Origin of the sequence: Saccharopolyspora erythraea NRRL 2338, assembly GCF_000062885.1 — a bacterium.
Lineage (GTDB): Bacteria > Actinomycetota > Actinomycetes > Mycobacteriales > Pseudonocardiaceae > Saccharopolyspora_D > Saccharopolyspora_D erythraea.
The window spans coordinates 4,950,302-4,976,324 of sequence record NC_009142.1; the positions used below are offsets into that span (position 1 = coordinate 4,950,302).

The 26,023-nt window shown below is 70.6% G+C and carries 27 protein-coding genes and 1 pseudogene; 8 read left to right on the forward strand and 20 right to left on the reverse strand.

The window, feature by feature from the left end; all coding sequences use genetic code 11:
• The first annotated feature begins 72 nt into the window (after positions 1-72).
• From SACE_RS21440 to pqqE, 4 genes are all read left to right on the forward strand, one after another.
• A complete protein-coding gene (locus SACE_RS21440) occupies positions 73-471 on the forward strand; it encodes a DoxX family protein (RefSeq protein WP_009942772.1) in 399 nt (132 codons plus the stop codon).
• A 99-nt stretch (positions 472-570) separates the two neighbouring features.
• On the forward strand, positions 571-708 hold the full coding sequence (gene pqqA, locus SACE_RS36670) for a pyrroloquinoline quinone precursor peptide PqqA (protein WP_009942771.1): 138 nt from the start codon (positions 571-573) through the stop codon (positions 706-708).
• A gap of 106 nt (positions 709-814) precedes the next feature.
• The gene (gene pqqD, locus SACE_RS21445; RefSeq protein ID WP_011874340.1) at positions 815-1,096 is read left to right on the forward strand and encodes a pyrroloquinoline quinone biosynthesis peptide chaperone PqqD; all 282 of its coding nucleotides are present in this window, start codon (positions 815-817) and stop codon (positions 1,094-1,096) included.
• The gene (gene pqqE / locus SACE_RS21450; RefSeq protein ID WP_009942769.1) at positions 1,089-2,180 is read left to right on the forward strand and encodes a pyrroloquinoline quinone biosynthesis protein PqqE; all 1,092 of its coding nucleotides are present in this window, start codon (positions 1,089-1,091) and stop codon (positions 2,178-2,180) included. The genes pqqD and pqqE overlap by 8 nt, the downstream gene beginning before the upstream one ends.
• 396 nt (positions 2,181-2,576) lie before the next feature.
• On the opposite strand, the gene SACE_RS21455 is transcribed toward pqqE, so the two are convergent.
• Entirely contained in the window at positions 2,577-3,122 is a 546-nt protein-coding gene (locus SACE_RS21455; protein ID WP_011874341.1) for a YceI family protein, read from the reverse strand.
• 77 nt (positions 3,123-3,199) lie between these two features.
• Between SACE_RS21455 and mug the strand changes: the two genes are divergently transcribed.
• On the forward strand, positions 3,200-3,751 hold the full coding sequence (gene mug / locus SACE_RS21460; RefSeq protein WP_009942767.1) for a G/U mismatch-specific DNA glycosylase: 552 nt from the start codon (positions 3,200-3,202) through the stop codon (positions 3,749-3,751).
• Between the two features lie 47 nt (positions 3,752-3,798).
• Here the strand turns inward: mug and SACE_RS21465 are convergent, their stop codons facing one another.
• The 11 genes and pseudogenes from SACE_RS21465 to SACE_RS21510 form a co-directional block, all read right to left on the reverse strand.
• Positions 3,799-4,176 carry an SseB family protein gene (locus SACE_RS21465; RefSeq protein WP_009942766.1) on the reverse strand — a complete coding sequence of 126 codons (378 nt, stop codon included), beginning with the start codon at positions 4,174-4,176 and terminating at the stop codon, positions 3,799-3,801.
• A 165-nt stretch (positions 4,177-4,341) separates the two neighbouring features.
• Positions 4,342-5,312, reverse strand: a pseudogene (locus SACE_RS38855) (SUMF1/EgtB/PvdO family nonheme iron enzyme).
• A 212-nt stretch (positions 5,313-5,524) separates the two neighbouring features.
• Positions 5,525-7,882 carry a glycoside hydrolase family 43 protein gene (locus SACE_RS21475; protein ID WP_037303245.1) on the reverse strand — a complete coding sequence of 786 codons (2,358 nt, stop codon included), beginning with the start codon at positions 7,880-7,882 and terminating at the stop codon, positions 5,525-5,527.
• Positions 7,883-7,936: 54 nt separating this feature from the next.
• Positions 7,937-9,445 carry a sulfatase family protein gene (locus SACE_RS21480; RefSeq protein ID WP_009942760.1) on the reverse strand — a complete coding sequence of 503 codons (1,509 nt, stop codon included), beginning with the start codon at positions 9,443-9,445 and terminating at the stop codon, positions 7,937-7,939.
• Positions 9,442-10,437, reverse strand: a complete 996-nt coding sequence (locus SACE_RS21485; protein WP_009942758.1) for an aliphatic sulfonate ABC transporter substrate-binding protein — start codon at positions 10,435-10,437, stop codon at positions 9,442-9,444. The genes SACE_RS21480 and SACE_RS21485 overlap by 4 nt, the downstream gene beginning before the upstream one ends.
• A 16-nt stretch (positions 10,438-10,453) precedes the next feature.
• Positions 10,454-11,269: an ABC transporter ATP-binding protein gene (locus SACE_RS21490; RefSeq protein ID WP_009942757.1), complete on the reverse strand. Its 816-nt coding sequence runs from the start codon at positions 11,267-11,269 to the stop codon at positions 10,454-10,456.
• Positions 11,266-12,075, reverse strand: coding sequence for an ABC transporter permease (locus SACE_RS21495; RefSeq protein WP_009942756.1), 810 nt, complete (start codon positions 12,073-12,075; stop codon positions 11,266-11,268). The genes SACE_RS21490 and SACE_RS21495 overlap by 4 nt, the downstream gene beginning before the upstream one ends.
• Positions 12,076-12,087: 12 nt before the next feature.
• Positions 12,088-13,314: an ROK family transcriptional regulator gene (locus SACE_RS21500; RefSeq protein ID WP_044547957.1), complete on the reverse strand. Its 1,227-nt coding sequence runs from the start codon at positions 13,312-13,314 to the stop codon at positions 12,088-12,090.
• Between the two features lie 257 nt (positions 13,315-13,571).
• Positions 13,572-13,760 carry a hypothetical protein gene (locus SACE_RS36690; protein ID WP_011874344.1) on the reverse strand — a complete coding sequence of 63 codons (189 nt, stop codon included), beginning with the start codon at positions 13,758-13,760 and terminating at the stop codon, positions 13,572-13,574.
• Between the two features lie 311 nt (positions 13,761-14,071).
• Positions 14,072-14,815 carry a dienelactone hydrolase family protein gene (locus SACE_RS21505; protein ID WP_011874345.1) on the reverse strand — a complete coding sequence of 248 codons (744 nt, stop codon included), beginning with the start codon at positions 14,813-14,815 and terminating at the stop codon, positions 14,072-14,074.
• Between the two features lie 253 nt (positions 14,816-15,068).
• Positions 15,069-16,265, reverse strand: coding sequence for an MFS transporter (locus SACE_RS21510; protein WP_009942751.1), 1,197 nt, complete (start codon positions 16,263-16,265; stop codon positions 15,069-15,071).
• Positions 16,266-16,354: 89 nt separating this feature from the next.
• On the opposite strand from SACE_RS21510, the gene SACE_RS21515 reads away from it, so the two are divergent.
• Both SACE_RS21515 and SACE_RS21520 read left to right on the forward strand, forming a co-directional pair.
• Entirely contained in the window at positions 16,355-17,440 is a 1,086-nt protein-coding gene (locus SACE_RS21515) for a LacI family DNA-binding transcriptional regulator (RefSeq protein WP_009942750.1), read from the forward strand.
• Positions 17,441-17,577: 137 nt separating this feature from the next.
• The gene (locus tag SACE_RS21520; RefSeq protein ID WP_009942748.1) at positions 17,578-18,450 is read left to right on the forward strand and encodes an SAM-dependent methyltransferase; all 873 of its coding nucleotides are present in this window, start codon (positions 17,578-17,580) and stop codon (positions 18,448-18,450) included.
• Between the two features lie 24 nt (positions 18,451-18,474).
• Here SACE_RS21520 and SACE_RS21525 read toward each other — a convergent pair whose 3' ends face one another.
• The 4 genes from SACE_RS21525 to SACE_RS21540 form a co-directional block, all read right to left on the reverse strand.
• Positions 18,475-18,849: a nuclear transport factor 2 family protein gene (locus SACE_RS21525; protein WP_011874346.1), complete on the reverse strand. Its 375-nt coding sequence runs from the start codon at positions 18,847-18,849 to the stop codon at positions 18,475-18,477.
• An 86-nt stretch (positions 18,850-18,935) separates the two neighbouring features.
• Positions 18,936-19,565 (reverse strand): MBL fold metallo-hydrolase, encoded by a 630-nt coding sequence (locus SACE_RS21530; protein ID WP_011874347.1) that lies wholly within the window; start codon positions 19,563-19,565, stop codon positions 18,936-18,938.
• Positions 19,565-20,647: an S-(hydroxymethyl)mycothiol dehydrogenase gene (locus tag SACE_RS21535; RefSeq protein ID WP_029621383.1), complete on the reverse strand. Its 1,083-nt coding sequence runs from the start codon at positions 20,645-20,647 to the stop codon at positions 19,565-19,567. The genes SACE_RS21530 and SACE_RS21535 overlap by 1 nt, the downstream gene beginning before the upstream one ends.
• Before the next feature lie 141 nt (positions 20,648-20,788).
• The gene (locus tag SACE_RS21540) at positions 20,789-21,241 is read right to left on the reverse strand and encodes a YkvA family protein (protein WP_031334224.1); all 453 of its coding nucleotides are present in this window, start codon (positions 21,239-21,241) and stop codon (positions 20,789-20,791) included.
• 235 nt (positions 21,242-21,476) lie between these two features.
• Here SACE_RS21540 and SACE_RS21545 point away from each other — a divergent pair, with 235 nt between their 5' ends.
• A complete protein-coding gene (locus SACE_RS21545; RefSeq protein ID WP_009942743.1) occupies positions 21,477-22,505 on the forward strand; it encodes a sodium:calcium antiporter in 1,029 nt (342 codons plus the stop codon).
• An 11-nt stretch (positions 22,506-22,516) separates the two neighbouring features.
• Here the strand turns inward: SACE_RS21545 and pqqC are convergent, their stop codons facing one another.
• From pqqC to SACE_RS21565, 4 genes are all read right to left on the reverse strand, one after another.
• Positions 22,517-23,206 carry a pyrroloquinoline-quinone synthase PqqC gene (gene pqqC, locus SACE_RS21550; protein ID WP_009942742.1) on the reverse strand — a complete coding sequence of 230 codons (690 nt, stop codon included), beginning with the start codon at positions 23,204-23,206 and terminating at the stop codon, positions 22,517-22,519.
• Positions 23,207-23,208: 2 nt separating this feature from the next.
• The gene (gene pqqB, locus SACE_RS21555) at positions 23,209-24,102 is read right to left on the reverse strand and encodes a pyrroloquinoline quinone biosynthesis protein PqqB (RefSeq protein ID WP_029621382.1); all 894 of its coding nucleotides are present in this window, start codon (positions 24,100-24,102) and stop codon (positions 23,209-23,211) included.
• Positions 24,103-24,189: 87 nt separating this feature from the next.
• The gene (gene pqqA, locus SACE_RS21560; RefSeq protein ID WP_009942740.1) at positions 24,190-24,300 is read right to left on the reverse strand and encodes a pyrroloquinoline quinone precursor peptide PqqA; all 111 of its coding nucleotides are present in this window, start codon (positions 24,298-24,300) and stop codon (positions 24,190-24,192) included.
• A gap of 32 nt (positions 24,301-24,332) precedes the next feature.
• Positions 24,333-26,021, reverse strand: coding sequence for a PQQ-dependent dehydrogenase, methanol/ethanol family (locus tag SACE_RS21565; RefSeq protein WP_009942739.1), 1,689 nt, complete (start codon positions 26,019-26,021; stop codon positions 24,333-24,335).
• Positions 26,022-26,023 lie beyond the last annotated feature (2 nt).

Consider the following 26,023-nt stretch of genomic DNA (forward strand, 5'->3'; position numbering starts at 1 on the left):
GCTCCACACCACGAGGGGGCGACGGATGTGACGTGGGAGCCTCCAGAACGCATCCGCGGAATCGTTCTGTCCGTGGTACGCATCGTCGTGTCGTTCATGTTCCTCCTGCACGGGGTGGCAACCCTCTTCGGCCCGTTCACCCCGCACGGCGAGTCAACGCCCGTGGGCCAGTGGCCGTCGTGGTGGGCCGGGCTGATCCAGTTCGTCGGAGGCGGGCTGGTTCTGCTCGGGCTGTTCACCCGGCCGGCCGCGCTGGTGTGCTCCGGGGCGATGGCGTTCGCCTACTTCAAGGTGCACCAGCCCCGCGGGCTTTTCCCGATCCAGAACGCCGGCGAGCTGGCCGCCATGTACTCCTGGACGTTCCTCCTGATCGCGGCACTCGGGGCCGGGCCGTTCGCCCTCGACGCGCTGATCCGGCAACGGAGGAGAGCGCCTGAGCCCGGATCCACGGCCGGCGCCCGCGAAAGATGAAGAACACTCACGCAGCCCGGCCGTTCGGGGAAGCGCACCATGGAGGTGTGACCGAGCCACCGAGGGAGTTGCCGGAACACGAAGAGAGGAGGTGCAGCCATGGAATCCGACGCCACTCGTTCCGTTCTCACGTGGGAGCCCCCCGAGTTCGAAGAGGCCGAATGGGAGGCCCCTGAGTTCGAAGAGCTCATGTGCGCATCCGAGGTCACGATGTACATCGCGCGCATGGAGGGCTGACGCCGCGAGGAACCGACAGCCGAGTGACGAACGGGCGCCGGAGGTGGAGTCCGGCGCCCGGCCCCGGTCGGCGCCGAGCAACGAAGACGAGAGAATCGAGACGGCGATGACTGCGGCACTGCGATCGTCGAGCCGGCCCAGGCTGGCGTCGCACGTGCGCCTGGGCATGGATCGGGTGCGCAAGCAGTACATGCTGCTGGGGCCCGAGTCGGTCATGCTCCTGAACTCGACGGGCGCGTCGGTGCTGGACCTGTGCGACGGGCGGCGGACGGTCGGCGAGATCGCCGAGGAGTTGCGCCGCCGCTACGACCGCGTGGCCGAGGACGAGGTGACGAGCTTCCTCGGGCGCCTGGTCACCAAGCGGTGGGTGGAGCTCGACGATGACTAGGCCCTTCGGACTGCTGGCCGAGCTCACCTACGCGTGCCCGCTGCACTGCCCGTACTGCTCCAACCCGCTCAACCTCGGCGACTACCGCGAGGAGCTGACCACGCAGCAGTGGCGACAGGTGATCTCCGAGGCCTGCGAGCTGGGCGTGGTGCAGCTCCACCTCTCCGGCGGTGAACCCCTCCAGCGCCGCGACCTGGTGGAGATCGTGCGCAGCGCCGCCGAACGCGGCCTGTACACCAACCTCATCACGAGCGCGCTCGGTCTCTCCGCCCGTCGCGCGGAGCAGCTTCGCGAGGGCGGTCTCGACCACGTGCAGATCAGCATCCAGTCCGACGAGCCGACCGCGTCCGACCGTATCGCGGGCACACCGTCGTTCGACCGCAAGATCGCGGCGGCCCGGCTGGTCAAGCGCCTGGGCTGGCCGCTCACGCTCAACTTCGTCCTGCACCGCGGCAACATCGACCGGATCGCCGGTGTCCTGGCCCTGGCCGAGGAGCTGGACGCCGACCGCGTCGAACTGGCCAACACCCAGTACTACGGCTGGGCCTGGCACAACCGCGCCGCCCTCCTGCCCAGCCGGGAACAACTCGAACGGGCCGAGACGATCGTGCGCGCCGAACGCGACCGCCTCGAGGGACGGATCGAGATCACCTACGTCCTGCCCGACTACTACAACAAGTACCCCAAGCCCTGCATGGGCGGCTGGGCCCACCACCAGTTCACCGTCTCCCCCAACGGGGATGCCCTGCCCTGCCCCGCCGCACAGCCGCTCCCGCTACCGCGCGCGAACGTGCGCGAGCACTCCCTCGACTGGATCTGGAACGAGTCGCCTCTCTTCCAGCGCTTCCGCGGCACCGACTGGATGCCCGAACCGTGCCGGAGCTGCCCCCGCCGCGAGATCGACTTCGGCGGATGCCGCTGCCAGGCCTTCCTCCTCACCGGCGACGCGGCCCGCACCGACCCCGTCTGCGTCCTCTCCCCCGACCACGGCATCGTCGCCGAAGCGGTGCGAGCGGCGAACGAGCCGAGGCGGCCGGTCGCAGCGGCACTCACACCCCGGCCACATCCACGGGACGCCGGGTAGGAAACGACCGCACGACCAACCGGGGCGTCGGCGGGGAGCAGAGCCCTTCACACACACCCCGGTCGGAACTGCCTTCTTCTCATCCGCTCAGCGGGGCCGGGGAAGGGCGAGCTTCGCCCGCAGCGCAGCCAACCCCCGTGAGGACCGCTCGTCGCGGCTGTCCTCGACGTGGGCGTGGAGCGCGAGCCCGAGAGCCTGCGGCCGCGCTCGTACCGCTCGTCGCTCCGGTTCTTCAGACGCTCCAGTCCGTCGGGAGGCAGCGGAAGCGCGTCTCCATGGGAGTCCATCGGTCCTGTCGCTGCGTTCTCGCGGGAATGCTTCCGCGCGAGCATGCCAGCAGCGGCCGACAACGTTCCGCCAGGCGACCCAGTACGCAAGCCACGTCCGAAACACGTCCTAGTCGCTCAGCGCGACATCGAACTCGACGGTGACCTCGTCCTTCACCCGCAGTGCGCCGAAGAACGCGGAGTAGGGCTCGATCCCCCACTCGCTCTGGACGACTTCCGCCGAACCCCGGACGCGGTCGCCGTCGCGGTGGCACACAAGCCGAACCGGCCGCGCCACGCCCACTATGGACAGCGTCCCGGACACGACGATCGCCTCCCTCTCCTCGGCCACACCGGTGGAGGCGAACTCGATCTCCGGATGGTCCTCGGCCGCGAGCACGCCGCGGATGTTGCCTTCGATGCTTCGCTTGTCCGAGTCGGTGAGCGGCTTCGCTCCGCCTTCACCGCTGCGCACTTGCAGCCCGTCGACATCGATCCGCACGTGCACCGAGCAGACGGCGAGGTCCGACTCATCGACCTCGGCGCGCCCCCGCCACCGGGTGGCGACGAGCGTGAGGTCGTGACCGACCCTCGCGCCCACGCCCGCGCGGAACGTCCGCACGAGCAGAGTGCCGACGTCGGGCCCGAGCTGGAAACTCCCCGCACGTACAGCCATCAGCTCATGGTATTACCAGGCTGGCGGAAAGGTGACGTCCGCGCGGAGCGTCGGCGGCACGGGAAGGACGGTGCGAGATGAGCACGAGGCCCAGCGCCCAGGAGCTGGCGGCCGCCGACGGCACGACTGTGCCCGACGTGCTCGCGCCGGGGTTGCGCGTGCTGTTCTGCGGCATCAACCCCGGCCTGTACTCGGCGGCCACCGGCCACCACTTCGCCCGCCCCGGCAACAGGTTCTGGCCCGCCCTGCACGTTTCCGGCTTCACATCACGGCAATACCGCCCGGACGAGCAGGAAAGCCTGCTCGACCACGGGCTCGGCATCACCAACCTCGTCGCCCGCGCCAGCGCCCGCGCCGATCAGCTCAGCGCCGGGGAACTGCGGGCCGGAGGCGCGCGGTTGCAGGACACCGTGCGCCGAACGCGCCCGGCGTGGTTGGCGGTCGTCGGCGTCACCGCCTACCGCACCGCCTTCGACGAGCGCCGCGCCGCGGTCGGCCCCCAGCGGCGCACCATCGGTCCCACCCGGCTGTGGGTCCTGCCGAACCCGAGCGGGCTCAACGCGCACTACAACCTCGACCGGCTGGCCGAGGAGTTCGCCCGGCTACGCAACGCCGTGGAAAGCTCGTAGCCGCAAGACCACCCGCACAGTCCCTTCGGGACTGCGAGTCACCTGGTTCAGGCCTCGCCATCCGCTCCGCTCGCGCCGCCGGCGAAAACGGGCAGCATCCGCACCACATCCGGCGGCAGACCGATGCCGTTCTCGCTGGCCGGGTTCACCGCGAGCCACATGTCCTCCGACGGCCAGTTCGCGGCCAGCTCGGCAAGCGGGACCCGGATCGCGGTACTGACATCCGCTCCGGCCTCCTCCAGCGCTTCTTCGGAGGTGAAAACCGGGATGTACTTCTGGCCTTCCTGTTCGATGACGGGCAGCGCGACCGTCCCCTCCGGCTGCTCCTCGCCTTCCTCGGACGGGGCCTGCGGCAGCAAGGCGGAACTGGTCGCGAGCTCCTGCAAGACGGACTGGGTCTCGTCCTGATCCGCGCCCGCGGGCACCGCTTCTTCGGCGGACGCGCGCTCATCGGGAGCTGAAGATGTCATGGCTGGGTCCTTTCCTCGACGGGTGCTCCTGGCGACTTGCCCACGCTCTCACACCAGCACGCGCACCGGCACACGAGGCACGGATTCCGGGCGACTGCTCCGAGCCGGTCGGGGCGCCCGCTATGCGGTTGATCGCGGGACGTGCGCCGGAGCCACCATCGGTGTCCGATGCCGCCTTCGCCGGTACCGGAATCGACCGGACACGCACCCACCGCCAACCCTACGGCGCTGCGAGCACGAACGCGAACGCCGTGCGCCACCAGACGGGACCTCAGGTCGTCGAACCCAGTCGCTCAGGCGGCGCCGGTACAGCGGAAACCGGTGTTGCCGCTGGTGCTGTCGGGAGAGTTGTGCGTGCGGGCGGCGACCCGTAGCGGTTGCAGTAGCTCTCGTGGCAGAGGTAGGACCCGCCGCGCAACACCTTGTCGACCACGAGGTCCGCGCCCGGGCGGTCGCCCTGGGGCGCGCGGAGCCGGAACGCTCGACGGTCCACCGGTCCGCGCACCACTCCCAGAAGTTGCCGGCCATGTTGTAGAGCCCGAAGCCGTTGGGCCTGTAGGCGTCGGCCGGTGCGGTGCCGCGAAAGCCGTCCTCGGCGGTGTTCCTGGTGGGAAAATGTCCCTGCCAGATGTTGCAACGGTGCCCACCACCGGGGGCGAGCTCGTCGCCCCACGGGTAACGGCGTCGTACCGGTCCCCCTCGGGCCGCGTACTCCCATTCGACCTCTGTGGGCAGCCGCAGCCCCGCCCAGTCGCAGTAGGCGGCAGCGTCGTTCCAGGACACCTGCACCACCGGATGCTCCTCGCGGCCGCGCGTCGAACTGCCGGGCCCTTCGGTGCCGCCCAGCACGCGCTTTCGACACCGCACCACCACGGTGCAGCGGCCGGCCGTGGCGACGCTCGGCGGAGCGCACCGGGGAGGAAGGCGGCGAACACGTACGACCAACCGAACCGCTCGGCCTCGGTGCGATAACCCGTGTCCTTCGCGAACCGGGCGAACTGCTCGTTGGTCACGACCCGCGGAGCCATCTGGAACGGGGCGACCCGCACCTGCCGGACCGGCCCTTCACCGTCGCCGGGATCCCTCGGCATCGTCGGTTCCCATCAGGAACTCGCCGCCCTCCAACGTCACCATGCCCGCCACCGCACCGCCGTGCCAACCGGCCGGAGCTGGTCCGGTCTGCGCTGCGACCGCGCCACGGGCGGGAGTGCAGCACCGCCGGCCGGACCGGTTCGACATCGACATGGGAGAACTCCTGCAACCGTCGTCACGTCGGTGCCCCTGCGACCCGGCACAGGGTCGATCAGCCGGTGGCGGTCCGGAAGGTGTGCAGGTAGTCGAACACCGCCGTGGCACCGGTCGCGTTCATCGACACCAGGCCGATCCTGAGCGGGCCCCTGCGCGGCATCGACCAGGTTCCGCCCCAGGTCCAGTGCACGCCGTCGGTGCTGGACGCCGCGCGGACGTCGTGGGCACCGGTGGCGGAGTTGTGGTGGTACGCCAGCCGCAGCCAGGTCACCGCCGCGGGAGGGCCGCCGAACATCGGTCCGTAGAAGACCGGCGTCGGGGGCGTCGTCGTCGGTCGTTCCCCTTCCTTGGCGAACTCGGTCTGGTGGAAGACCGCCCCGTCGCCCTCGGTGACCGGCAGGACGGAGTGGACCAGTTTGAAGTACCGGTCGTCGTTCTCGTACAACAGGATCCCCGCCTGCTGGGCCGGTTTCGTGCCGTCGAAGGCGAGCTTGGTCTCGACGATGAAGTCGCCGGCCGGTGCGTCGCGCAGCAGCACCGGAGCGGTGTTGGTGCTGTTGAACAACTCCGCCCCCTGGGTGGGCCAGGTGAGCACGCCGCCGGCCTCGGTGGCCGAGCCCGCGGCACGGCGGATCCAGCTCCACGCGGGATCGCTCCCTTCGGGACTGCCGGTTCCGCTGAACTCGTCGGAGTGGGCGGGCAGCGGAGTTCCGGGGAGCGGGTCGGGAACCCGGGTGGTGACGGGCTTGTGGAGCGGTGCCGCGCTGAGGTTGTCGGCCACGGCCGGCGCACCCCTCGACGCCACCCCCACCCTGCCTGCCTGGAGCTCGGAGTCGGGCAGCGGCACGGACACGGTCGCCTGCGCATCACCCAGACTGTCTTCGGACACCTCGGCGGTCAGCGTTGAGCCTCGCACTTCCACAGCGACGTCGTGCCACGTCCGGTGGTCGAAGGTGGCCGGCAGCGCCGCGCGGCTCGTCGTGGTGGCACCGTCGTCCGTGACCGACACCGCCAGCGCGTGCTCGGCCCGATCGAGCCACGCGGTGATGGAATCACGCGGGCTGCGAGCCGAGATGACGAGGCCGACCGAGCCGCCGGCGCCCGCATCGGTGAGCTTCAGCCTCGCCCCGGCCCGGATGTCGCCGCCGATCCGGCCCGGGGCGAGGAGGAAAGATGTCCCGGCCGGCGATGCGGACTGGGTGAGGACGCCGCCGGACGCGGGTTCCTCGGCCAGGGACCAGCGTGCGGCCGGGTCCCCACCTGATGTCCAGCCGGCCAGTCCTGCGGGACCGTTGAAGGTGCTGCCGGCAACCGCTCTGGTGACCGGCGCCCGCTGCGGACCGCTCGACGGGCCTGCCCCGCCCCGCAGCACCGGCCAGCCGTCGATCCAGTCGAGCCGGTCGATCAGCATCGGCCGCCTGCTGAGGGCGGGCTTGACCCCGTCGGCGGTGTCGACCGGCGGGAAGTCCGGGTCCGCGGCGGGAATGGCGTGGTACACCAGCCAGTCCTGCCCCGACAGGTCGGTCTGCACGGCGTTGTGGCCGGGGCCGACGAAGCCGTTCCCGTTGGCCGCCGCCACGATGCCGCCCTTGCTCGAGTAGTCGGTCAGCGACTGGCCGTCCTGGGTGACGAACGGGCCGAGCGGGTTGTCCGCGCGCCCGACCTTGACCGTGTACCCGCTGAACGCGCCCTGGCAGCAACCGCCGTCGGAGAAGAACAGGTAGTAGAAGTCCCCGCGCCGCACCGGGAACGCGCCCTCCGCGCGGCGGCCGCGCGCGACGATCGTGGTGGGTCCGGCGAGCCGGGTCGCGTCGGCGTTCATGGGCGCGACGCACATGGTGTCGTAGCTGCCCCAGTACAGGTGGTGGGTTCCGCCGCCGTCGGTCACCATCGCCTGGTCGATCGTGCCGATGGGGTTGGTGGGGCAGCCGTCGGCGAGGGTGACGACCAGGCCGCGGTCGGTCCACGGTCCGGTGGGCGCCGGGGCGGTGGCGAGCGCGACCCCGCCACCGGACAGGCCGTAGGTCAGGTGGTAGGAACCCGCGACGTAGCGGATGTCGGGCGCGAACGGCCTGGTCCCGTCCGGCCACCACGCCGGGCGATCGCTCGCGGTGAACACGTCGCCCGCGTAGGACCAGTTGACCATGTCGGCGGACCTCAGCACGGGCAGGACGTGCTCACCGGACTCCCCGCGGCTGTTGAAGATGGGGTTGGTCGTGCCGTAGGCGTACCAGTCGCCGTCGCCACCGCGGATCATCGTCGGGTCCGGGAACGTGTCGACGACGCCTTCGGTGACCGGGTTGGTGTAGGTGCCAGTGGTGGCCGGCACGGCCGAAACCGCTTCGGGCGCGGTGGTCAGCAGCGGCACGATGACGACAGCCGCCAGCAAGCGGGCCACACGTGGGAATCTCACGCTCGTCCCTCCCGGGTGATGGGCGGGTGCCGCCCGGCATGCACTGCGGACCGCTCAGGGCTTGGTGTTCTGGTAAGTCGACTCGTCCAGACCGCTCAGCGTCGGGTCGTACTCGACGTCCCCGACGTCGTACATCGATGTCATCCAGTGGTAGAAGTTGTCGCCGCGCCGCCGCAGGATCTCGTAGAGCCTGCGCATCAGCCGCGTCCGCACCGGCTCCAGTTCCGGGTGCGGATAGCGGTTGACCAGCTCGTCCGGGTCGTCGTCCAGGTCGTACAGCTCGTTCACCGAGTCCGGGTTGACCACGAGCTTGTACCGGTCGGTGCGCAGCATCCGTTGCGGGTACGGGAAGTGGTGGCCGTGGAACTCGCAGACGATGTCCTCGTCCCACCCGCCGGCACTGTCCGAATCGGACACCAGCGGCAGCAGGCTGCGCGAGTCCACCGCGGGTCCGGGATCGATGCCCGCGAGGTCGAGGATCGTCGCGGTGCAGTCGAGGAGGCTGACGAACTCCGAGCGCACCACTCCCCCCGGCCCGCCGGGCACCCGGACGATCCCCGGTGTCCGGTAGATGTCCTCGTACATGGCGGGACCCTTGTCGTGCAGGCGGTGTGCGCCGGTGAACTCGCCGTGGTCGCACGTGAAGAAGACCGCCGTCTCGTCGGCGAGGCCCAGGCGCCGCATCGCGGCCATGACCCGGCCGATCTCGTGGTCGATGAGCGCGACATAGCCCCAGTAGACCGCGATCAGCTTGCGGGTCGTCTCGATCGGCATCGTGTCGAACGTCCAGTGCGCGCTGTAGTTCCGCTGCACCGGCGGCTTGCCGTGGAAGGTCTCGGCGACCGACCTCGGCAACGGCACGTCCGCGGGATCGAACAGGTCGAAGTAGGAGTCGGGGATGATGTAGGGCAGGTGCGGGCCGAAGAAGTGCAGTGCGAGGAAGAACGGCTTGTCCCGCTCGCTCGCGTCCGCGGCGTAGCGCTCCATCATCTCGATGGCCCGTGTCGCGAGGTAGTGCTCGAAGGTCGCTTCGACGGGCTGGTGGAGCCGGGCGGCGAGCAGGTTCCCGGGGCCGCCGTTGGGCAGCGTGCCACGGATCCGGTCGCTGATCTCGTAGGGCGGGAACCCGTTCCCGGCCAGGTAGGCGAGGTAGTCCGGGTGCTCGACCGGGTTGTGCCACCCCGGCAGGTCGGGGCCGTCGAACCCGAAGTCCCCCGCGGACCTGTCCGTGCCGACGTGCCACTTGCCGATCAGCCCGCAGTTGTAGCCGTTGTCGCGCAACGCCTCGGAGAACGTGAACTGCCCGTCCGGCAGATCCTCGATGTAGCCGACGTTGCGCTCGTGGTTGGCGAGCAGCTTGTGCCGGAACGGCGCCTTGCCGGTGAGCAGGCTGGCGCGAGCGGGCGTGCAGATGGCGGTCGGGGTGTACCAGCGGTCGAACCTGGTCCCGGTGCTCGCGAGCTCGTCGAGGTTGGGCGTGGCGGCCCGGGGGTTGCCGTACGCGCCGAGCGTGTCCGCGCGGTGCTGGTCGGTCATCAGGAACAGGATGTTCGGCTGCTTCATGGCCGGCCCGCCGAGGTGAACAGGTCGCCGGTGTAGTAGTTCGCGGGCCCGACGCTCTGCTTGAGCTGGCCCGTCCCGGCGAAGTAGCCGTCCATCCCGGACATCCACCGCTGGATGGTTCCGTCGCCGGTCATCCGGTCGAGGTCCTCGACGCCGAGGATCCTCACGTTGGCCGCGTCGGCCCTCACCTGGGACTCGTCGACCTTGAGCAGTTTCGCGGTGAGCTTGATGGTCTGGTCGAGGTCGGCCGACCGGTATGCCATCGCGTCGCGGAGGACGGCGATCACCTTCCTGGCCTTGTCCGGCTGTCCGGTCACGACGTCGTTGCCCGCGACGAACGCCGTCGGGAACTCGAGCCGGCCGGCGAAATCGGAGTTCTTCGCCAGTTCGACGAGGCCGGGTACCTGCTTCTTGATCGTGGCGATGGCGGGGTACCAGAACCCGGCCGCGTCGATCCTCCTCGACGAGAACGCCGACACGATCGTCGAGGCGTCCATCGGAACCACCCTGACGTCGTTCTTCGTCAGCCCGGCCTGCCGGAGTGCGAGGTCGAGGATCATCTCCCCGGACGTGCCCTGCGGGACACCGACCGTCTTGCCCCTGAGATCGGCGATGGTGGCCGTGCCGGGCTGGGCGATGACCCGGTCCGCGTTGCCGAGGGTGTTCAGCGCCACCACCTTGGCCTGGCCGGAGGCGGGCAGCCACATCGCCCCCGGACCGATGTAGCCGAAGTCGAGGTCGCCGCTGCCCAGCGCCTGGATCTGCAGCGGGCCGTTGGTGAACACGCTGGTGCTGGCCTCCAGCCCGTGCTTCTCCCACAGGCCCTGGTCCTCGGCGACGGCGAGCAGGCTGGCGCCGTTGAAGTCGCCGATGTAGCCGAACCGGACCTCGTCGGGCCCCGCCGAGCCGGATCCGCTGCCGCACCCGGTGAGCGCGGCGGCGGCCACGATCCCGGCGAGCAGCGCGCCGAGCAGCCGCTTCCTGATGGCCATGGTGCCCCTTCCTGGGTCAGTCCGTCGTCGACGGCGCGGGACCCGGTTCCTGGTGGTAGACCGAGTTCCACACGCGGTTGCGCAGGACGGTGAACTCGGGGCTGAGCCGGACCTCTTCGGTGCGCAGATGGGGCAGGTCGACCTCGACGACGTCGAAGACGCGACCCGGCCGGGATGCCATGACGACCACCCGGTTGGCCAGGAACACGGCTTCGTCGACGTCGTGGGTGATGAACAGGACCGTGCGCCGTTCCCTGCCCCACGCCCGCAGCAACTGCTCCTGGAGCTTGACCCTGGTCAGGGCGTCGAGCGCGCCGAAAGGCTCGTCCATCAACAGGATCTCGGGGTCCACGGCGTAGGCGCGGGCGATCGCGCACCGCTGGCGCATGCCGCCGGAAAGGGCCTTCGGCAGCACGTCGGCGAAGTCGGTCAGCCCGACGACGTCGATGAAGTAGTCGGCCCGCTCGCGCCGCTCCTTCTTCGGCACGCCGGCGATCTTCAGGCCGAACTCGACGTTCTTGCGCACGCTCAGCCAGGGGAACAGGGCGTACTGCTGGAAGATCACCCCGCGTTCGGGGCCGGGGCCCGCGACCGGGACACCGTCGACGAGTGCGCTGCCCGAGGTCGGCTCCTCCAGCCCGGCGAGGATGTTCAGCAGGGTGCTCTTGCCGCACCCGGAGGGGCCGACAACCGTGACGAACTCGTTGTCGGCGATGTCCAGCGAGACGTCGTCGAGCGCGACGAACCGGTCCCGCCCGAGGGTGAAGGTCTTGGTCACGCCGGTCACCGCGATCTTCGCGGGCCGCGCGGTCTGCGTGCTCCTGGGGTTCACGGCCGCTCCTGCCATCCGGTCAGCCGGCGTTCGGCGAGCAGGAGCAGCCGGTCCATGACCAGGCCGAGGATCCCGATCGTGATCAGGCTGACGAATATCGTCGGGAGGTCGTAGTAGAGCTGGGCGTTCTGCATGCGGTAGCCGAGGCCTTCCTGCGCCGCGATGAGCTCCGCGGCCACCAGCGTCGCCCACGCCGAGCCGAGCCCGACGCGCATCCCGACGAGGATGAACGGCGACGACGCGGGAACGACGACCCGGCGGAAGATCGTCGCGTCGCCCGCGCCGAGCACCCGCGCGGCGTTGATCAGCGTCCGGTCCACGGTGACCACCCCCTGCAGCGTCGAGATGACGCAGGCGAGGAAGGCGGCCAGGAAGATCACGAAGATCTTCGGCACCTCGCCGATGCCCATCAGCACGATCGCGAGGGGGATGATCGCCAGCGGTGGGATGGTGCGGAAGAACTGCACCCACGGCTCGGTCAGGCTGCGCACGAGCCCGTACCAGCCCATGAGGAAGCCGAGCAGGATCGCCAGCGCCGTGCCCAGCGCGAAACCCGCGAGGACCCGGGCGAGGCTGGCCGAGGTGTCCTTCAACAGCGTGCCGTCCGCGATCATCTCCCCGGCCTTGCCCGCCACTTCCGGTGGCGCCGGGATCTCGACCCCCAGCGCCGCCAGCGCCCACCACAGCCCGGTGCCGAGCAGGATCGACACGGCGTTGAGTGCCAACGGCACCGCGAACCGGCGGCGCCGCGGCGAGGGAGCGGATTCGGCTTCCAGCACCGCGCTTCGCTCGCTGAGAACGGCCATGGTGGGAGCTCCTTACGCCGGCAGTGCGCTGATCCTCGACGCGGCCGGCTCCGGATAGCCGGCGAACAGCGGCGAGCTGTGGAAGAGCGCGGCGAGCGCACCGAGGGCACCGTCGTCGTCGGAGAGCTGGGCGCACCGGATCGCCGGCTTCGCCGCGGCCCACGGGAACAGCTCGGTGGCGACGGTCGCGGTGACCTGGCCGACGATCACCGGCGCCAGGTGGGCGATCTCGCCGCCGATCACGACCTCGGCGGGGTTGAACGCCATCGCCACCATGCCGACGACCCTGCCGAGCGCCGAGGCCGCATCGCGCAGCACCTGCTCGACGGCCGGGTCCCCGCGCTCGACCGCTGACCGCAGCTCGTCCAGGGAGCCGACATCGGCGCCGCGCACGCGGCAGGCCGCCATGATCGCAGGCACCGACGCGACCGTTTCGAGGCACCCGGCCTTGCCGCACCGGCACAACGGGCCTCCGGGCTCGATCGTCACGTGGCCGAGTTCGCCCGCCAGTCCCGTCGCGCCCCCGACCAGGCGGCCACCGACCACGAGGGCGCCGCCGACTCCGTCGGACAGGCGGACGTAGAGCAGGTCATCGACCGCGCCGCCGCCGGTGATCGCCTCGGCGAGAGCGGCGAACCGGGTGTTGTTGTCCACGATCACCGAGGCGCCGAAGCGCTCCGCGAAGGAGACGTCCACGTCGTCGCGCGCGGCGGCGAACCCGGGCCCGAACGCGCCTTCCGGTGCGTGCGGCGCCGAAGATCTCGGGTAGGGCCCGGTGACCCCGATACCGATGCCCTGCAGGGCGTGGAAGTGCACTCCGCACTCGTCGCCGAGCCGGTCGATGAGCCCGAAAGCAGCCGAGATCCGCTCCGGCCAGCCGGCATCCTCCTGGTAGCGCTGCCGACCCGACGCGACGATCTCGTGCGCGGCGTCGGCGACGGCCACCCGCACCCGGCGGTGCCCGAAGTCCACGCCCATGAACTGCGCGGACCTCGGATCGAGCGCGAGCCGCTCGGCGGGCCTGCCGCTGCCCTCTCGGACCGCCGCGTCGGTGTCGACGACCACGATCGCGCCGCGCCGCAGGAGGTCCCGCGTGATCTCCGAGACCGTGGTGCGGGACAGCCCGACGATCTTGGCGATCTCGCCCCGGCTCAGCGCACCCCGCTCGCGGAGCGCGCGCAGCACGCGCTCCTTGTGCGTGCGGCGCACGAGCGCGTGCACCTCGGTGGGCGTTTCCATGCTGACCATGCTCGGCACGGCCAATTATTCAGGCAAGGCTCCGACAGAATTCGCTCGCGATGTGGTCCTGCCGTCCCCGTCGAGGCCGTGGGTGCGTCCGTCGCCGGCAGGCCTGGGGTGACAGGCCGTGTACCGACCCCTTCGACCGGTCAGGGCAAGCGCCCTCAAGGGCTTTTCCATGCCCAGTCGTTCCGCCCTGTCCAGGGCTCGGACTATTGGGAATGCGGGATGGACCGCGATGTTTCCGCGGTGCGGCTTCAGGCCGTTTCCACCAGGTCGGTACGAGAGACGAGCTCGGTGAAGGTGCAACGCTGTCCACTGCTTTCCTCGCGGTACAGCTCGCCCGACAGGTGAACCCACGTGCGGGCGTGGTTGTCGGTTACGTGCGGGTGGTCGGCGGGAGCGGAAGCGGCCTCTCCGGCCAACCAGCAACGTCGTGCAGACATGAGCCGTTCGTCTTTCTCCTGGGCGTAGCGGAGTCCGTTCAGTGCGATTCACCGGTGTCCGGGCCTCGCGTGAACTCAAGCACAGTGCCGAAAACGTACGCCGTCGCAGCGCCCGCCGACGTTGTCGCATCACACGACATCTGGCCGTTTCGGTCGTGGAGCCGAACAACGGGGAGCCACCCTCACCGCCGAACGTCCCTCGGCCGCCGCGCGAACGCCGATGAGCTCGCCGCGGCCGTCGCCTTGCTGGTCAGCGACAACGCCGGCTTCGTCACCGGAACCGCAACGCGAGGTGACTCCAACGACAGGACTCAAGCCAGGGCGCGGTGGAGGAGGGAGAGCAGGCGGTCCCAATGGCGCTGCAGCGCGGCGGGGTTGAAGGCGGCGGTGTCGGACATGGTGAAGCCGTGGATGGTGCCGGGGTAGATCTCGGTGCTGTAGCCGACACCCGCGGCATCCATGGCGTGGTTGAGCTCGCTGATGGCCGAGGGCGACATGTCGCCCTCGGCGAGTCCGAGGTGGACCTGGGCGGTGAGCTCGGGAATGCGGCGGTGCGGGCTGTCGGGCTCGTCGGTGACCAGGAAGCCGGGGTGGAATCCGGCGACGGCGGCCACCTGGCCGGGATGGGCTGTCGCGGTCCGCATCGCGAAGGCGGCGCCTATGCAGTAGCCGATCACGGCGACCGGTCCCGCGCCGACCTCGGACTGGGTGGTGAGGAAGCCGAGGTACGCGTCGGCGTCGCGCAGGGCGTCTTCGGTGGTGTGCGCCGCGAGCAAGGGCATCAGCCGGGCGATGACCGCGGGCCTGATGTCTTCTCCGATGTGCTCGGGAAGTTCGACCACCGGTGCCGGACCGTGCCGGTAGTAGATGTTGGGGACGAGCACGTAGTACCCGTGCTCGGCCAGTTCGCGGGCCCTCTGCTCCAGCTCGGGCCGCAGGCCGAAGGCGTCCGTGTACAGCAGCACCCCCGGGTGCCGCCGGCCATCGTCGGGGAAGGCGGCGAAAGCGTCGGCCTGGCCGTCCGCGGTGGGAATCCGCAGCGTCTTGGTGGGCATGAACACTCCTGTCGTGGTTGATGTGTCGACCTCGTGATCAACACGACGGAGGCGGAGCCCGCGCAGCAGCGGGAGATCCTCGATCGAACAACGGGCCGGCCCCGGCCCCCGCGGCGCTCAGAAGAGCACCGGGTCACCAATCCGTGCGTGGCGCGATGCCGTCCCGGTAGTCATCGCCGCACAACATAGCCCGCCGGACGATGCCGACGCCAGCACGCCGGACAACCGCGCCCTCCCGAAGGCGCACGGCCCGTCACCGGCACGTGGCGTGAGCGCGAGGTCTGGCCGCAGGGACGGCCATCGCCGAGGGCACCAGCAGCACGGCGACGACGAGCAGCGCCTGCAGCGTGCCGACCCGGTCGCCCAGGTAGCCCAGCAGCGGAGGTCCCGCGAGGAAGGCGGTGTAGCCGATCGTGGACACCACGCTGACCCGCGCCGCGGCGTGCTCGGGGTCGTCGGCCGCCGCGCTCATCCCGACGGGAAAGCCGAGCGAGGCGCCGAGCCCCCACAGCACCGCACCGAGCAGCGCGATCGGCAGCCACGTTCCGAAGACCAGGAGCACGACCCCGAGACCGGCCGTGGCCATGGTCGCCCACAGCACCCGCAGCCGGCCGAACCGGTCGAGCAGCGCCGTGCCCGCGACGCGGCCTGCCGTCATCGCGGTGAGGAAGACCGCGAACCCGGCGGCACCCAGCCAGGCGGGCACGCCGTAGCCGTCGACCAGGGCCACCGCGAGCCAGTCGTTGGCGGTGCCCTCGGTGAGCGCGAGGGCCAGCACCATCAGACCGATGACCAGCGTCCTGGGGTCGGTCCAGGCCCGCCACGGCTTCGCGCCCTTGTCGCCGCCTCCGTCGTCGGCTCCCTCGCGGATGAACGACCGTGCGGCGAACGCCGGCAGCACCGCGACGATGAGCGCGGCCGCGATCAGGTGCGTCGCGACCGGGACCGCCCACGCCGCGGCGACCGCGCCCACCCCGGCCGCAACGACGGTGCCGAGGCTGAACGCGGCGTGGAAGCGAGGCATGATCGTGCGTTCGAGAGCACGTTCGACCGCTGCGCCCTCGATGTTCATCGCCACGTCCCAGACGCCGGAACCCAGGCCCATGCAGACCAGTCCGAGCGCGGTCAGCCAGTAGTCGCCGAGCGCCGCCGCTCCTACGCCGCTGCACGCCACACCCGCCGCGTCGAGCACGGCGGCGCCGGTGATGACCGCCCGCGCGCCGAACCGGTGGACGAGGCTGCCCGCCAGCGGCAGGGCGGCCATCGCACCCACCGAGATCGACAGGAGCAGCGCCCCGAGTTGACCGGGCGTGATGCTCAGCGCGTCCCGGGCTTCGGGGATGCGCGACATCCAGCTGGCGATGGCGAAGCCGTTGACGGCGAACACCGCGGTGACGGCGTTGCGCGCGCGCAACACGGCCGGTCGGGAAGTGCGCGACTCCACGGCCACGAGCTGGCCCCCCAGTGTCGAATCGATTCGATCCCGTCGGGTCGGTAGTCTTCCGGCAGCCCGTCGAGACGTCAAGGAAGTACTCGCGCATGCCCCGATCACGGACCGGCACAGCCGCCCGCCCGACGCTGTCCAAGGTCGCCGAAGCGGCCGGTGTCGCGGTGTCCACGGCGTCGCTCGTCTTCTCCGGTTCCGGCCCGGTCTCCGACGCGACCCGCCGGCGCGTCCTCGACGCCGCCGACAGGCTCGGCTACGCGGGTCCGGACCCGGTCGCCCGGTCGTTGCGGCAGGGCAGGTCCGGGATCGTCGGCGTGGTGATCGGTGAGCGGTTGCTCTACGCGTTCCGCGACCCGGTGGCGGTCGCGCTGCTCGACGGCCTCACCGAGGAGCTCGCGCCGGCCGGGTTCGGGTTGCTGCTGCTGTCGGGCAGCAGCGGGCGAACGGGACCGGCGCCGGAGCAGGTCGAGCGGGCCCCGCTGGACGCCGTGGTGGTGGAGAGCTGCGGCGGGGACGACGCGCCGGCGGTGTCCACCCTGCACCACCGGGGGGTGCCGATCATCGGGGTGGAGGGCACCCGCCTGCCGGACGTGCCGATGGTGAGCATCGACAACCACGGCGCCACCGTGGAGCTGACCCGGCACCTCGTGGAGCTGGGGCACCGCAGGATCAGCGTGGTCACGCTGCCGATGCGCCAACCCGGAACGCACCGCGGCCCGCTGGACGACTCCCGCCGCGCCACGGCCACCTCGACCACCGGCATCGACCGGCTCCGCGGGGTCGAGGACGCCCTCGGCCACGCCGTCGCGGCCTGGGAGGCGAGCGACGGGCTGATCGAGGAAGGCCACCGCGCCGGGCTGGAGCTGCTGGCCGGATCGCCGCACCAGCGCCCCACCGCTGTCGTGGCGCAGAGCGACCTGCTCGCGGTCGGCGTCGTCCACGCCGCGCGCGAGCTCGGCCTGCGGATCCCGCAGGACCTCAGCGTCACCGGCTTCGACGGGATCGACACCCCGTGGCTGGGAGACCTGCGGCTGACCACGGTGGAACAGCCCATGACAGAGAAGGGCCGCGCGGCGGGGAGGATGGTCGTCGACGTGCTCGCCGGCGCCCGCCCGGACCCGGTGATGCTGCCGACCACCCTGCGCGTGAGGTCCAGCACCGGGCCCGCGCCCGAGTAACCGGCACATCCGCTGTCGCCGGTGACACGACCCACCGCGCAGACGCGGGGACCACTCGCGTCCGATGGGTCGTCCGTCGCGAACCGTGCGGTAACCTGCCGGGGCATCATGATCATGGACTGGCGGAGGGCGCGCGCATGCACACCCCGGAAACGCCGAGCCCGGAGCACTCCGGCAAACCCGGCACCGCGGTGGACCACACCGTGCCGAGCGTCGCCCGCATCTACGACTACGCCATCGGCGGCAAGGACAACTTCAAGGTGGACCGGGACGTCGCGCACGCGCTGGTCGCCGAGGTCCCTGAGGCGTTGCTGTTCGCCCGCGAGAACCGGTCCTTCCTGCGCAGGGCGGTGCGCTTCCTGGCCTCCGAGTGCGGAGTCCGCCAGTTCGTCGACAACGGCAGCGGCCTGCCGACCGCGGACAACGTGCACCAGATCGCCCAACGCTGCGAGCCGGGGGCGCGGGTGGTCTACATCGACAACGACCCGGTGGTGCTGGCCTACGGGCGGGCGCTGCTCGCCGACGACGGCAACACCGCGGTGCTGCAGGCGGACATGACCTCACCCGGCAAGATCATCGCCGACGCCCGGACCAGGCAGCTCATCGACTTCACCGAGCAGACCGCCGTTCTCTACGTGTCGGTCCTGCACTGCGTTCCCGACGAGGCCGCACCCCGCGACGTGGTCGCGCGGATGCTCGACGCGGTTCCGTCCGGCAGCTACCTCGTGCTCTCGCACATCGTCAGCGACGACCGGGAAGCCGCGCAGCGCTTCACCGAGTTCATGACCAGCAGCACGGACTGGGGCCGGGTGCGCAGCCCGCAGGAGGTCGCCGAGATCTTCGACGGACTGGAGCTCCTGGAGCCGGGGCTGGTCGACGTGGTGGACTGGCGTCCCGAATCCTCCGAGCCCGTGTGGTCGGTGACCGGCTCACCGTTCGGGGAGTTCCCGGCCGACCCGGAGGGCCCCAAGAAGCTCTGGGAGCTGGGCGGGATCGCTCGCAAGCCCTGAGCCCGGGGCCCACCGGGCCGGGGGTCAGCGGATGTCCGAGGGACCCCAGTAGGCCCACATGCGCGTGATCCGGCACGCGTCGTTGATCTCGAACACGTCGACGGAGTTGACGACGCTGGCTTTCCCCCCGATCGTCGCGGTCACGACGATCGGCAGCGCCACGAAGGTGTCCTCGTGGCTGCCCCGGGCCTCGCCGGTCTCGATGCGGGACCCGTAGTTGTCGACGATGTTGCGGTAGTACTCGCGCAGCGCGTCGTGGCCGGCGACGGGCCCCGTGCCGACCGGGTCCTCGATCACCGCGTCCGGTTCGAACAGCTCCAGGATGCCCTCGACGTCTCCGGCTGTGACTCGCTCGCAATAGGCGATCGCGACTTTCTTGCGCTCTGGCTCACTCGGCATGCGGCGAGTGTGGCCGATCTCGATCACGAGAAGATCGCCGGGACCTCAACGGCCGGTGCCGCACGAGGCCGTCCGCGACGGGGCGGTCAGTGCCCCCGGTCGATCCACTCCTGCAGGTGCGGCTTCTCCGCGGCGATGGTCGTGGTGTCCCCGTGGCCGGGGTGCACGGTGGTCTCGCCGGGCAGGGACAGCAGCCGGTCGCGGATCGAGTCGATGATGGTCGGGAAGTCGGAGTAGGAGCGCCCGGTCGCCCCCGGACCTCCGGCGAACAGGGTGTCGCCGGTGAAGACCGCACGCAGCTCGGGGACGTGGAAGCACACCGCGCCCGGCGCATGCCCCGGCGTGTGCAGCACCTCGACCTCGGTGCCCGCGATGGTCAGCCGCTGGCCGTCGGCGAGCGCTCCGTCCGGATCGCGCTGCGGATGGGTCATGCGCCAGAGCACCATGTCGTCCGGGTGCAGCAACACCGGGGCGCGCAGGGCGTCGGCGAGCTCGGGTGCGACCCGGACGTGGTCGTCGTGGGCGTGCGTGGCCAGGATCGCTCGCACCGTGCGTGTTCCGACGAGGTCCCGGATCGCCCCGGCGTCGTGCGGAGCGTCGATCACGAAGCATTCCTCGTCGTCGCCGACGATCCACACGTTGTTGTCGACGTCGAAGGTCTGACCGTCCAGGGAGAACGTGCCGGAGGTGGTCGCGTGGTCGATGCGCGCGGTCATCACAGCACCACCACCGATCGCAGCACCTCGCCCCGCTCCATCTTGGCGAACGCCTCCTCGACGTGGTCGAGCCCGATCTCCTCGGTGACGAACTTCTCCAGCGGCAGCCTGCCCTGCAGGTACAGGTCCACCAGCTCGGGGAAGTCGCGGGTGGGCAGGCAGTCGCCGTACCAGCTGGACTTCAGCGCACCGCCGCGCGCGAAGACGTCCAGCAGCGGCAGCTCCAGGCGCATGTCCGGCGTCGGGACCCCCACCAGCACGAGCCGGCCGGCCAGGTCGCGCGCGTAGAAGGCCTGCTTGTAGGTCTCGGGGCGTCCCACGGCTTCGACGACCACATCCGCACCGTTGCCGCCGGTCAGGGCGCGGATGGCCTCGACCGGGTCGGTCTCGGCCGCGTTCACGGTGTCGGTGGCGCCGAAGTCGACCGCCCAGTCCAGCTTCTTGGGGTCGACGTCGACGGCGATGATGCGGGTGGCCCCGGCCAGGCGCGCCCCGGCCACCGCCCCGGCCCCGACGCCGCCGCAGCCGATCACGGCCACCGACTCACCGCGGCCGACCTCACCGGTGTTGACGGCGGCTCCGATGCCGGCCATCACCCCGCACCCGAGCAGACCCGCCACGGCCGGGCGGGCGGCGGGGTCGACCTTGGTGCACTGGCCGGAATGCACGAGCGTGCGCTCGGTGAAGGCGCCGATGCCCAGTGCCGGGGACAGCTCGGTGCCGTCCTCGAGCGTCATCGGACGCGACGCGTTGCGGGTGTCGAAGCAGTACCACGGACGTCCCCTGCGGCAAGCGCGGCACACCCCGCAGACCGCGCGCCAGTTCAGCACGACGAAGTCGCCCTCGGCGAGCTCCTCCACCCCGGCGCCGACCGCCTCGACGATCCCGGCCGCCTCGTGCCCCAGCAGGAACGGGAACTCGTCGTTGATGCCACCTTCCCGGTAGTGCAGATCCGTGTGGCACACGCCGCACGCCTGCACCCGCACCACGGCCTCCCCCGGGCCGGGGTCCGGTACCTCGATGGTCACCACCTCGACCGGCACGCCCTTCGCCGGTGCGATCACGGCACGACTCGAAGTCATCGTTCTCCCCACTGGATCAACGGCTCGTCCGGTTCCGTCGAGGCTTCGAAGCGCGCACCGCCCCGGCTCCCCCAGTATCCGAGCGTCGGTCGCTCATCGCCAGAGCGTCGATCGTGGGCGCGAATCCCCACGGCCCGCTGATCATTCGGGGCCGGTTTCACGAGGCCGGGGCCGGTCTTCGCGGTCGGCCGGGGAGTACCCGGCGAGGCGCTGCACCGCGGCGAGCCCGTCGGGGCTGCCCGGCCACCGCCGGCGGACGATGTCGATCCCGGCCCGGCGCACGACCATGCGAAGCACGCAGGCGACGATGATGGCGTCGTCCACGTGTCCCACCACCGGGATGAAGTCGGGCACGAGGTCGAACGGCATGGCCAGGTACACCAGCAGCAGCGCCAGCCAGACGCGCGCACCACGGGGCAGCGAACGGTCCCGGGCCAGGCGGGTCAGCAGCCGCACCAGGTCGGGGGCCAGCCGGACCGCTTCCTTCAGCAGACCGCCCTTCGGGCGCGCGACCAGCAACAGCACGACCAGCGCCAGCCACAGCACGAGCAGGCCGAGGCCGACCCCGATGAGCACTCGACCCACTGTTGACATCTCCGGGCCTGTCCGCTGACGCGCGTTCGCGGCCAGGCACCGCCCCACCGGAGCGTCGTGCTCGGCCTTGTCGACACCCCGATGCTACCGACCGGACGCGAACGTGCCAGGGGACCTATCCTGCGTCACCATTTCAAAGCCCTGTTCTGAACTACCGCGGAGAAGGTGATCGGCGAACGACCGCGGGTGAACCGCCACCCGGGAGGTCGGGATGGGATGAGGAGGGGCCACCGGCATGACCTCGATCTTCATCTTCATCTCCGGGGCGGTGCTGCTGATCTACAGCGCCGAAAAGCTGGTCGGCTACCTCGTGGGAGCGGCGAGCGGGCTCAGGATCCCGGTGTTCCTCCTCGCCATCATCTTCACGGGCATCGAGTTCGACGACGTGGTCCTCGGTACCGTCCTGAACCGCGAGGAGCTCCAGGACGTCGCGCTCGGCCTCGTGTTCGGCACCGCGATCTCGTTCACCGGGCTCGTGCTCGCGCTCGCGGCGGTCCTCACCCCCTCCCGGATCCGCGTCCCGCCCGACTACCTCGCCATCTTCGCCGCCGCACCGCTCGTGATGGTCGTGTTCACGCTGACCTCCCCGATCACCGTCGTCGACGGCGCGCTGCTGCTCGGGCTCTTCGCGCTGTTCGTCGCCTACGTCACCGCCCGGGAGCTCAGGCGCGAGGTCGCGACCTTCCGGAATGCGGATTTCTACGAAGAAATGCTGGAATCCGACGGTGGACGAGATCCGGCAGACGGGAAGACGTCGTCCGCAGAGACGCCCTTCGCCGAGGCGCGCAGGCTCCCCGGCTGGGCCTGCCTGGGCCTGGCGGTCCTAGCGCTCGCCGGGCTCGTCATCGGAGCGTCGACCACCAGCACCGGAACCAGCGGAATCCTGGAGGACTTCGGGATCGAAGGCACCGTCTTCGGCGCCACCATCGTCACCCTCGCGCTGACCATCGAGGACTTCTTCCTGACCGTGGAACCCGTCCGCAAGGGCGTGCCCGCGATCGGGATCGGCAACGTCGTCGGGAGCCTCGTCTTCTCGGTCACGGGCAAGCTCGGAATCATCGTCCTCGCGGGCGGCAGCATCGTGGTCGAGCCGGAGGTGCCGACCTGGCACCTGCCGGTGCTCATCGTGCTGACCGTCCTCGCCGCGTACTTCCTCCACACCGGCCGGCTGCGGCGCTGGCACGGGTACACGCTGCTCGGCCTCTACGCCGTCTACTGGGTCGTCAGCTTCGCCGTCTTCGGAGGTGCTCCGGTCGAGGCGTGACGACGCGCCGCTCAGTCGGCGTACGCGTGGTCGATGGCATCGAGAATGCTCCACAGGACATCGCATTTGAACGACAGGGCCGCCACGGCTCGTGCCTGCTCGTCGGCCGACCGGCAGTGTTCGGTCACCACCTGCAGGGCGTGTTCGGAGTCGCGGGGAGCCTGCTCCAGGCGGGCCCGGAAGTAACCGAGACCGCCGGGGTCGATCCACGGATAGCAGCGCTCGAACGCGGCGAGGCGCTGCGCCATCAGGTCCGGTGCGAACAGCTCGGTCAACGACGACGCCACCGCCTCGGTCCACGGCCGGGTGCGGGCGAAGGTGACGTAGGCGTCGACGGCGAACCGCACGCCGGGGACGACATGCCGTTCGTCGAGCACTTCCTCGCGGGTCAGGCCGACCGCCTCGGCCAGGTGCAACCAGGCGTCGATACCGCCTCGCCCGCCCGGCGCGCCGTCGTGGTCGAGGATCCGCCGCACCCAGCGCCTGCGCACCTCGCGGTCGGGGCAGTTGGACAGGATCGCGGCGTCCTTGAGCGGGATGCTCTCCTGGTAGTAGAAGCGGTTGGCCACCCACCCCTGGATCTGGCGGCGGCTCAGCCGTCCCCCGTTCATCCTGACGTGGAACGGGTGCTGGTCGTGGTAGCGCCGCGACTGCGCGCGCAACGCCGCGACGAAGCCGTCGGTGCCGGTGAGCGCCGCCATGGCTAGATCCGCACCTCCAGCCCGTCCTCGGCCACTTCCATGCCGCGCTTCTCCACGACCTCCCGCTCGGGCGCGTCGTCCATCAGGATCGGGTTGCTGTTGTTGACGTGCACGTAGATCTTGCGCTCGATGGGAAGCGATGACAGTTGTTCGAGGCTGCCACCGGCACCGCCGACCGGCAGGTGCCCCATGTCGCGCGCCGTCTTGCCGGCCAGGCCGAGCCTGATCAGTTCGTCGTCGTGCCAGCAGGTCCCGTCGACGAACAGGCACGCGCAGTCGTCCAGCTCCGCGCGCACCTCCGCGGTGAGCTCCTGCACGCCCGGCAGGTACACGGCCGCACGGCCGGTGGCCTCCTCGGTCACGCGGTACCCCACGACCCGCCCCTGCTGCCCGCCCGCCCCGAAGCGGGCCGCCTTGGTGGTCGGGACCTCGAAGGCCCGGTAGGACAGCCCGGCTCCCAGCGACGCGTCGGCGCCGGGAACCACTGGTCGCCACTCGACTCGGCAGTAGGCCTCGAGCGTCCGGAGTATCGCCGTCCCGTCGCACAACGTCTCCCGCACCGCAGGAGTCGCGTGCAGTTCGAGCGCCCGTCCCTCCCGCAACAGCAGCAGGCCGAGCGTGTGGTCGATCTCGGCATCGGTGAGCAGCACCGCCCGCAGCGGCGTCGCTCTTCCCGCGCCCGGCTGCAGCGCGGGAAAGGACTCGATCTGGGCGCGGATGTCCGGAGAGGCGTTGAGCAGGAACCAGCGCTGGTAGTCAGCGCTCACCGCGAGCGCCGACTGCGTGCGGGGGCGGCAGGGCCGGGAGCCGTCGCGAACGGCGCGGCAGCCCGGGCAGGCGCAGTTCCACTGCGGAAACCCTCCCCCAGCAGCCGATCCCAGCACCCGCAACCACATACCCAGGCCCCCATCACACGCAGCCGGTACCCGCGCCCGACGACCGACGGGCGCCGGATCGCGCATCCGGCGCCCGTGCGGCAACCGCTAGTCCTCCAACTGCGCGACGTACATCGTCACCTCGGAAGCGCACCCGATCTCCTCGAACTCGGGAGGCTCCCACTCAAGACGCTCGGGTCCGGCGGCAGCGGACTCCATGACCGACACCTCCTCTCCGCCGATCTCGGGTGCTACTCCTGCGGCAACGCGAAGGCGAACAGGGCGTCGCCGTGCGGCGCGCCGAGCATCCCGGGCAGGAACCCCTCGACCCAGCTGCCCCATCCGACCGGCACCGCGATGTACTGCCTCCCGTCGACGCTGTAGGTCGTCGGGCTGCTGTGGTGGCCGCAGCCGGTCTGGAACTGCCACAGCAGCTCCCCGCTCCGCGCGTCGTAGGCGTTGAACTCGCCGGTGGGTTCACCGGTGAACACCAGGTCGCCCCCGGTGGCCAGCACCGAGCCGCACATCGGCACGTCGTTGCTCCAGCGCCACACCTCCCGGCCCGTGGACGGGTCGAAGGCCGACACCGAACCCGCCATGTCGTCGGAGTCCACGGTCACGCTCGCTCCCCAATAGGGAATGCTCTCCTTGAACTCCCTGCGCCGCCGGGTGACCATCGCGCCGACGTCCTGCACCGGCGCGTAGAACAACTGCGTCCGCGGGCTGTAGGCCGCGTGCGTCCACTCCTTGCCCCCGGCGGGCCCGGGCCAGAAGTGCACCTCGTCCCCCTCCTTGTCGGGGAACACCTTGGGCGTCACCTTCCCGTTGGAGTCGATCTCGCCCCAGGTGACCCGGTCGACGAAGGGAACCACCCGGACCAGCTCGCCGTTCGTGCGGTCGAGGACGAAGAAGTACCCGTTCTTGTCGAAGTGACCGAGCAGCTTGCGGCCGTCCTGGTCGAACAGGATGTTCTCCATCGTGCTGTCGTAGTCCCACAGGTCGTGCGGGTTGTACTGGTAGTGCCAGCGGATCTCGCCGTTGTCCGGGTCCACGGCGATGACGCTGTCGGTGTAGAGGTTGTCCCCTTCCCGCACACCTCCGTCGAAGTCGGGCGCCGGGTTCCCGGTGCCCCAGTACATGAGGTTCAGCTCCGGGTCGAAGGTGCCCGTGACCCAGCAGTTCCCGCCGCCCCGCGTCCAGGCCGGGCCTTCCGGCCAGGTCTCGGACCCGGGCTCGCCGGGCTTGGGAATGGTGTAGGTCCGCCAGACGTGCCGCCCCGTCTCCAGGTCGAAGGCGTCGAGGTGACCCCGCACGCCGAACTCCCCGCCGGAGCTGCCCACGACGACCATGTCCTTGACGACCAGCGGAGCGACCGTGGCGCTCTCACCGGCCCGCACGTCGCCGTAGATCGAGTCCCACAGGCACTTGCCGGTGACCGCGTCGAGCGCGATCACGTGGGCGTTGAGGGTGACGACGAAGACCTTGCCCTTCGCCACCGCGACCCCGCGGTTCACGTTGCCGCAGCACAGCGACGTGTCGTACGGGACCTCGTGCTTGTACCGCCACAGCTCCTGACCCGTCCGGGCGTCGATGGACCAGACCCAGCCGTCCCAGCCGGAGACGTACATGACTCCGTCCACCACGATCGGGGCGGCTTCGAACGAGTACGTCGAAGGCCCCGCGTGCATACCGGCCGAGCCGGACTGGAAGACCCACGCGGGAACGAGGCGGTGGACGTTCTCCGTGTTGATCTGGTCCAGCGGGCTGTACCGCTGCCCGTCGTAGGCACCGTAGTAGGTGAGCCAGTTCTGCGGTTCCGAGCGGGCGTCGAGGATGCGTTCGTAGGTGACGTCCTGCACCACCGGCGGCGCGCTCCCGACCAGGCCGCTCAACGACGACTGGCTCACGGCGTGCCCGGCCTGTACGTATTCGGTCATCATCC

Excerpts from the sequence above, each read along its gene's own strand:
- pqqA (WP_009942771.1), top strand. The coding sequence starts at position 571 with ATGGAATCCGACGCCACTCGTTCCGTTCTCACGTGGGAGCCCCCCGAG.
- pqqD (WP_011874340.1), top strand. The coding sequence starts at position 815 with ATGACTGCGGCACTGCGATCGTCGAGCCGGCCCAGGCTGGCGTCGCAC.
- pqqE (WP_009942769.1), top strand. The coding sequence starts at position 1,089 with ATGACTAGGCCCTTCGGACTGCTGGCCGAGCTCACCTACGCGTGCCCG.
- SACE_RS21455 (WP_011874341.1), bottom strand. The coding sequence starts at position 3,122 with ATGGCTGTACGTGCGGGGAGTTTCCAGCTCGGGCCCGACGTCGGCACT.
- mug (WP_009942767.1), top strand. The coding sequence starts at position 3,200 with ATGAGCACGAGGCCCAGCGCCCAGGAGCTGGCGGCCGCCGACGGCACG.
- SACE_RS21480 (WP_009942760.1), bottom strand. The coding sequence starts at position 9,445 with ATGAAGCAGCCGAACATCCTGTTCCTGATGACCGACCAGCACCGCGCG.
- SACE_RS21485 (WP_009942758.1), bottom strand. The coding sequence starts at position 10,437 with ATGGCCATCAGGAAGCGGCTGCTCGGCGCGCTGCTCGCCGGGATCGTG.
- SACE_RS21495 (WP_009942756.1), bottom strand. The coding sequence starts at position 12,075 with ATGGCCGTTCTCAGCGAGCGAAGCGCGGTGCTGGAAGCCGAATCCGCT.
- SACE_RS21500 (WP_044547957.1), bottom strand. The coding sequence starts at position 13,314 with ATGGAAACGCCCACCGAGGTGCACGCGCTCGTGCGCCGCACGCACAAG.
- SACE_RS36690 (WP_011874344.1), bottom strand. The coding sequence starts at position 13,760 with ATGTCTGCACGACGTTGCTGGTTGGCCGGAGAGGCCGCTTCCGCTCCC.
- SACE_RS21505 (WP_011874345.1), bottom strand. The coding sequence starts at position 14,815 with ATGCCCACCAAGACGCTGCGGATTCCCACCGCGGACGGCCAGGCCGAC.
- SACE_RS21515 (WP_009942750.1), top strand. The coding sequence starts at position 16,355 with ATGCCCCGATCACGGACCGGCACAGCCGCCCGCCCGACGCTGTCCAAG.
- SACE_RS21520 (WP_009942748.1), top strand. The coding sequence starts at position 17,578 with ATGCACACCCCGGAAACGCCGAGCCCGGAGCACTCCGGCAAACCCGGC.
- SACE_RS21525 (WP_011874346.1), bottom strand. The coding sequence starts at position 18,849 with ATGCCGAGTGAGCCAGAGCGCAAGAAAGTCGCGATCGCCTATTGCGAG.
- SACE_RS21530 (WP_011874347.1), bottom strand. The coding sequence starts at position 19,565 with ATGACCGCGCGCATCGACCACGCGACCACCTCCGGCACGTTCTCCCTG.
- SACE_RS21535 (WP_029621383.1), bottom strand. The coding sequence starts at position 20,647 with ATGACTTCGAGTCGTGCCGTGATCGCACCGGCGAAGGGCGTGCCGGTC.
- SACE_RS21540 (WP_031334224.1), bottom strand. The coding sequence starts at position 21,241 with ATGTCAACAGTGGGTCGAGTGCTCATCGGGGTCGGCCTCGGCCTGCTC.
- SACE_RS21545 (WP_009942743.1), top strand. The coding sequence starts at position 21,477 with ATGACCTCGATCTTCATCTTCATCTCCGGGGCGGTGCTGCTGATCTAC.
- pqqC (WP_009942742.1), bottom strand. The coding sequence starts at position 23,206 with ATGGCGGCGCTCACCGGCACCGACGGCTTCGTCGCGGCGTTGCGCGCG.
- pqqB (WP_029621382.1), bottom strand. The coding sequence starts at position 24,102 with ATGTGGTTGCGGGTGCTGGGATCGGCTGCTGGGGGAGGGTTTCCGCAG.
- pqqA (WP_009942740.1), bottom strand. The coding sequence starts at position 24,300 with ATGGAGTCCGCTGCCGCCGGACCCGAGCGTCTTGAGTGGGAGCCTCCC.
- SACE_RS21565 (WP_009942739.1), bottom strand. The coding sequence starts at position 26,021 with ATGATGACCGAATACGTACAGGCCGGGCACGCCGTGAGCCAGTCGTCG.